Consider the following 4445-nt stretch of genomic DNA (forward strand, 5'->3'; position numbering starts at 1 on the left):
ATAAATTCCTTTCATTTCATCCGCAGGTTGGTGTCAGATATCAAAAAAATCGGGCCGTCCCCTGAGGAGACGGCCCGACTGTCTGGGAAACTACTGGCCGGCTTATTCGTCGAAGACAGCCCTGGCCTCGGCCTCGTCCATCATCGCCTGACGGACTTGCGGGATATGTGGGCCACCATAGGAGAGGAATTCATCGTGGAATTCCTTCCAGCCTTCGGTGCCTGTCGCATCAGGATAGTTCGCAGCCACCCAGTCATCGCGCAGCTTGCGGATCATCAGCTTGCCCATCGTATAGTTGAGATAGGCCGGATCATAGGTCCCGCGCGCGGCCTGCTGGGTCGCATTGCCCTTGTCGATATAGCATTCCTTGCGGAAGAACTCGTAGCTGTCATCGACGCTCCAGCCCTTGGTGTGCAGGCCGATGGTCGAGAGATAGCGGCAATTGCGCAGCAGCGCATTGGAGAGCTGGCCGATCTTCGTCTCTGGGTCGCCATTATGCAGGCCAGCATCGACCATCATCTCCTCGGTATAGTGCGCCCAGCCCTCGGCAAAGGCGTAGCCGACGAACATCTGCCCGAAGACCGAGTCGGAGCGGTTGGCGTGCAGAAAGTTGAGGAAGTGGCCGGGCCAGACTTCGTGGATCGTGGTGCCAAGCAGGTCGAGCTTGCCGGGAATATACTCGGCGCGCGTCGCCTCGTCCCAGGCCGGATCTGGCGGGGAGATGTAGTAGACTGACGGCATGCCTTCCTCATACGGCCCCGGAATGGAGATATAAGCCGAGTTCTGGCGGCGGTATGGCGGCGATTCCTCGACCAGCGCTTCCTCCGTGCCCGGGATAGAGACCAGATCTTCCTCGATCAGGAACTGTTTCAGCGCCGGAAGGCTGTCGCGCGCTTCTTGTACCGGGCCATTTTCCGGCTTGTTGGCTGCCATCTTGGCCATGCAGTCGACCATGTCGGCGCCCGGCGCGAAGACACGGCAGGCTTCGGCGAGCGCGTCCTGGTTGGCCTTGAGGTCAGCGCGGCCGATCGCTTCAAGCTCGGCGAGCGAGATGTCGACGCCTTCGGTCAGGCGGATCATGTTCGAGAACTTTTCAGAGCCAAGCGCGTAGCCGTCATCCGTGGCGGGCTCGGACTCGATATAATCGGCGACGGAGCGCATGGCAGCAGCAGCCGTCTCGACCACGGAATCGTATTCGGCCTGTAGCGCCTCATCCTCAACTTCGGCAAAGGCCTGCTTGGCGCCATTCTCATAATGATCGGCGAGGCCATTAAAGCCCGCCGTACCGAGCTTCACATAGGTTGCCGGCATCGGCACTTTCAGATTGGCTTTGACCTGCTCTGCGGCTGCCGGGACGTTCTTTGCGTATTCGATGAAGGCCTTCAACCGCGTTTCGGCGTCGGCATAGGGCCGCGCGACATAGACGCTCGGTCCGAGCGGCCCGAGATAGAAAGACGGGTTCAGGTGCGGCGCGTCGGCTTCAGTGAGCCAGAAAAGCTCGCCTTCCATCGTGTTGATGAAATACTGGCGCTCAAAGGCATCTGCGGTGTCGAGGCCTGCCGGATCGATGGCTTTCGCAGCTTCGATCATGTTCTGGCGATAATCGATCTGGGCCTGAAGGCCGGCTTCGCTGAAATCAGGCAGCTGGCCGTCAAACTCATGTTTGCCCTGAGAGACAGCGAAGGTCGGGTTAAGCTCGAAATAGCCATTGAGGAACTCAGCCATGAAACTGTCCCAGCTGGCCTCTTCTGTTTCTGCAGCCGCCTCAACCGGCGCCTCCACGACGGCTTTACCGGCGGTAGTTTCAGACGGCTGCGATGCAGTCGTGGTCTCGCTGGTCGTACAGCCTGCCAGGACGATCGCGCCCACAGACGCAGCGGTCATAAGGGACGTAAATTTCATGAGGGTCTCCAGAATGTGAAATCGATGTGCGCGAAACAATCACGATCGGAGACGGAGCGCAAATGCAGCGAAAGCCGGCCTTCTGCCGGGTCTCGTCAAAGCATTTAGTTCTTGGGCTCGACGTCCGGGTCGGTCACCGAATAAGCGTCTTCAAGGATATGGCCGTCCGGCTTCTTCTTGAGTGCGCTATGCCCTTCAATCGTATTGCTGGAGGCATCGGCATCGGCTGTGTCCGGCACGTTGGGAACGCGCTCATCAGCCATGCCGGAGACAATCTCTGCATTTGCGTCATCCTGCTGTGCGACCGGGGAGCCATCCTTGTAGCCGGCGGTCGGCGTCGACTGGTTCTGAAGTTCCTTGTCCTTGTTGAACTGCTCGCCATAGCCGCGCTGGCGGCTGACTTCTTCTTCGCGCTCAATATCGCGTTCTGCCATGTCGGTCTCCTTGGTGTCTGTCAGAGAAGAAACGGGCAGGCGCGGCCAATCGTTCCACGAATTTGCGGGCTCTGGCGGGCCGGGCAAAATCACGACAGAGTGCCGACATGGCTGGGACGCTGAACATTGCTGTATGCGGCGCCGGTGTCGGCGGGCTGGCCGCGGCCATCTTGATGGCACGGTCCGGTCACACAGTTACGATTGTCGAACAGTTTGACGAGGCCCAGCCTGTCGGGTCCGGCCTGATGCTGCAAGCGACCGGGCTTGCCGTGTTGCGCAAGATGGGGCTTGAGGCAGATATCGCCGCGCTTGGCAGCCGTCTCGACCGCTTATGGGGCCTGTCGCAGCCGTCCGGACGCCCCGTTCTGGACGTGAGGTTTGAAAAGCTCCGCGAGGGCCTGTTCGGGCTTGGCGTGCAAAGGCCGATGCTGTTTGACCAGCTCTTTGTCGCATCGCAGCGGGAGGGTATCGGCCTCCTGACATCGAAACGGGTTGAAAGCGTAAATGCGCAGACCGGGGATATCCTGCTTGAGACGGGCGAGCTGCTGAAAGGCTTCGACCTCGTCGTGGATGCCCTTGGCGTGCGTTCACCGCTTACCAGGGCACCGCGCAAGGAGCTGCCCTATGGCGCACTGTGGACCACCCTGCCCTGGCCAGGATCGGGCCCGTTTGACCGGTACGCGCTAGAGCAACGCTACCGCGCCGCACGGCAGATGACCGGGGTGATGGCGTCTGGACGGCTGGACGCGGCTTCGCCGGAGACGCTCACCTATTTCTGGTCGATCAGGACCGATCAGTATGAAAGCTGGCGAGAGGCGCCGCTGGCAAATTGGAAGGCGGAAGCAGAACAGCTCTGGCCGGAAACGCGGCCGCTGCTGAACCAGATCACCTCGCATGATCAGCTGACCTTTGCGCGCTACCGCCACAGGACGCATGACGATCCCGTCAGCGGCCCGAGGCTGGTCCATATCGGCGATGCCTGGCATGCCGCCTCGCCGCAACTCGGCCAGGGCGCGAACATGGCGCTGCTCGATGCCTATGCGCTGGCCGAGGCGCTTGGATCGGCTGCGACGACAGCTGAAGCGCTGACGCACTACAAGGCTCTACGCAAGTCTCATATCCGCCTCTACCAGCTGATGAGCTGGCTGTTTACGCCCGTCTATCAGGGCGATGGCCAGTTTACGCCATGGCTGCGCGATTATCTCGCAGCGCCACTCAGCCGCATTCCGCCCGCCCCTGCCCTGCTCGCCGCGATGGTGACGGGGGCGTTTGGTTCGCCGCTCAAAAAGCTCGCATTGCGGGACTGATCTGGACGGGCCGCCTGCCTCCGTGCGAAGAGGGGCGCGTTAATCGTTGCACCTGCAAAGAGTTTCTCGATGACCGCCAATCTCGACGCGCTGAAGACCATAGAGCAACGCCTTTTGTGGCTGTCCGCGTGGACGGTTCATAACGCGAACAATATCCGCAAGAAGGAAGACGGCGCGATCAAGGTGGGCGGGCATCAGGCCTCGTGTGCGTCCATGGTGCCGATCATGACGGCGCTCTATTTCCACACGCTGCGCCCCGAAGACCGGGTCGCCGTGAAGCCGCACGCCTCGCCTGTCTTCCACGCGATGCAGTACCTGATGGGCAATCAGACGCGCGAGAAGCTGGAAGACTTTCGCGGCTGGGGCGGCGCGCAGTCCTATCCGAGCCGGACCAAGGATGTGGACGATGTCGACTTCTCCACCGGCTCTGTGGGTCTCGGCGTGGCCGCGACGGCGTTCAACTCGCTGGTGCAGGATTATATCGCCGCCAAGGCCTGGTCGAAGGACATCAAGCTTGGCCGACAGGTCGCGCTGGTGGGCGACGCAGAGCTTGATGAAGGCAATGTCTATGAGTGCCTGCAGGAAGGCTGGAAGCATGACCTTCGCAACACATGGTGGGTGATCGATTATAATCGCCAGAGCCTCGACGGTGTCGTGCATGAAGGCCTCTGGGAGAAGATCGATGCGATCTTCAAGGCGTTCGGCTGGCGCACCGTCGTGCTGCGCCATGGCGTCCTGCAGCGCGAAGCCTTTGAGGAGCCGGGCGGCGAGGCGCTGAAGACCTGGATCCAGACCTGCCCGA

At 61.0% G+C, this 4445-nt stretch carries 4 protein-coding genes; 2 read left to right on the forward strand and 2 right to left on the reverse strand.

The features are described from left to right. Positions 1-102 precede the first annotated feature (102 nt). Positions 103-1902, reverse strand: a complete 1800-nt coding sequence (locus tag WA989_RS16020) for a DUF885 domain-containing protein (protein WP_424341480.1) — start codon at positions 1900-1902, stop codon at positions 103-105. Positions 1903-2006: 104 nt separating this feature from the next. Continuing rightward, a complete protein-coding gene (locus WA989_RS16025; protein WP_424341481.1) occupies positions 2007-2336 on the reverse strand; it encodes a hypothetical protein in 330 nt (109 codons plus the stop codon). Between the two features lie 107 nt (positions 2337-2443). Here WA989_RS16025 and WA989_RS16030 point away from each other — a divergent pair, with 107 nt between their 5' ends. Beyond that, positions 2444-3643: an FAD-dependent oxidoreductase gene (locus WA989_RS16030; protein ID WP_424341482.1), complete on the forward strand. Its 1200-nt coding sequence runs from the start codon at positions 2444-2446 to the stop codon at positions 3641-3643. 69 nt (positions 3644-3712) lie between these two features. Further along, the coding region (locus WA989_RS16035; protein WP_424341483.1) for a 1-deoxy-D-xylulose-5-phosphate synthase N-terminal domain-containing protein at positions 3713-4445 on the forward strand (733 nt) is incomplete at its 3' end.

It is taken from the genome of Henriciella sp. (genome assembly GCF_049649345.1).
Taxonomy (GTDB): Bacteria; Pseudomonadota; Alphaproteobacteria; order Caulobacterales; family Hyphomonadaceae; genus Henriciella.

Coding starts and splice junctions, on each gene's coding strand:
- WA989_RS16020 (WP_424341480.1), bottom strand. CDS start 1,902: ATGAAATTTACGTCCCTTATGACCGCTGCGTCTGTGGGCGCGATCGTC.
- WA989_RS16025 (WP_424341481.1), bottom strand. CDS start 2,336: ATGGCAGAACGCGATATTGAGCGCGAAGAAGAAGTCAGCCGCCAGCGC.
- WA989_RS16030 (WP_424341482.1), top strand. CDS start 2,444: ATGGCTGGGACGCTGAACATTGCTGTATGCGGCGCCGGTGTCGGCGGG.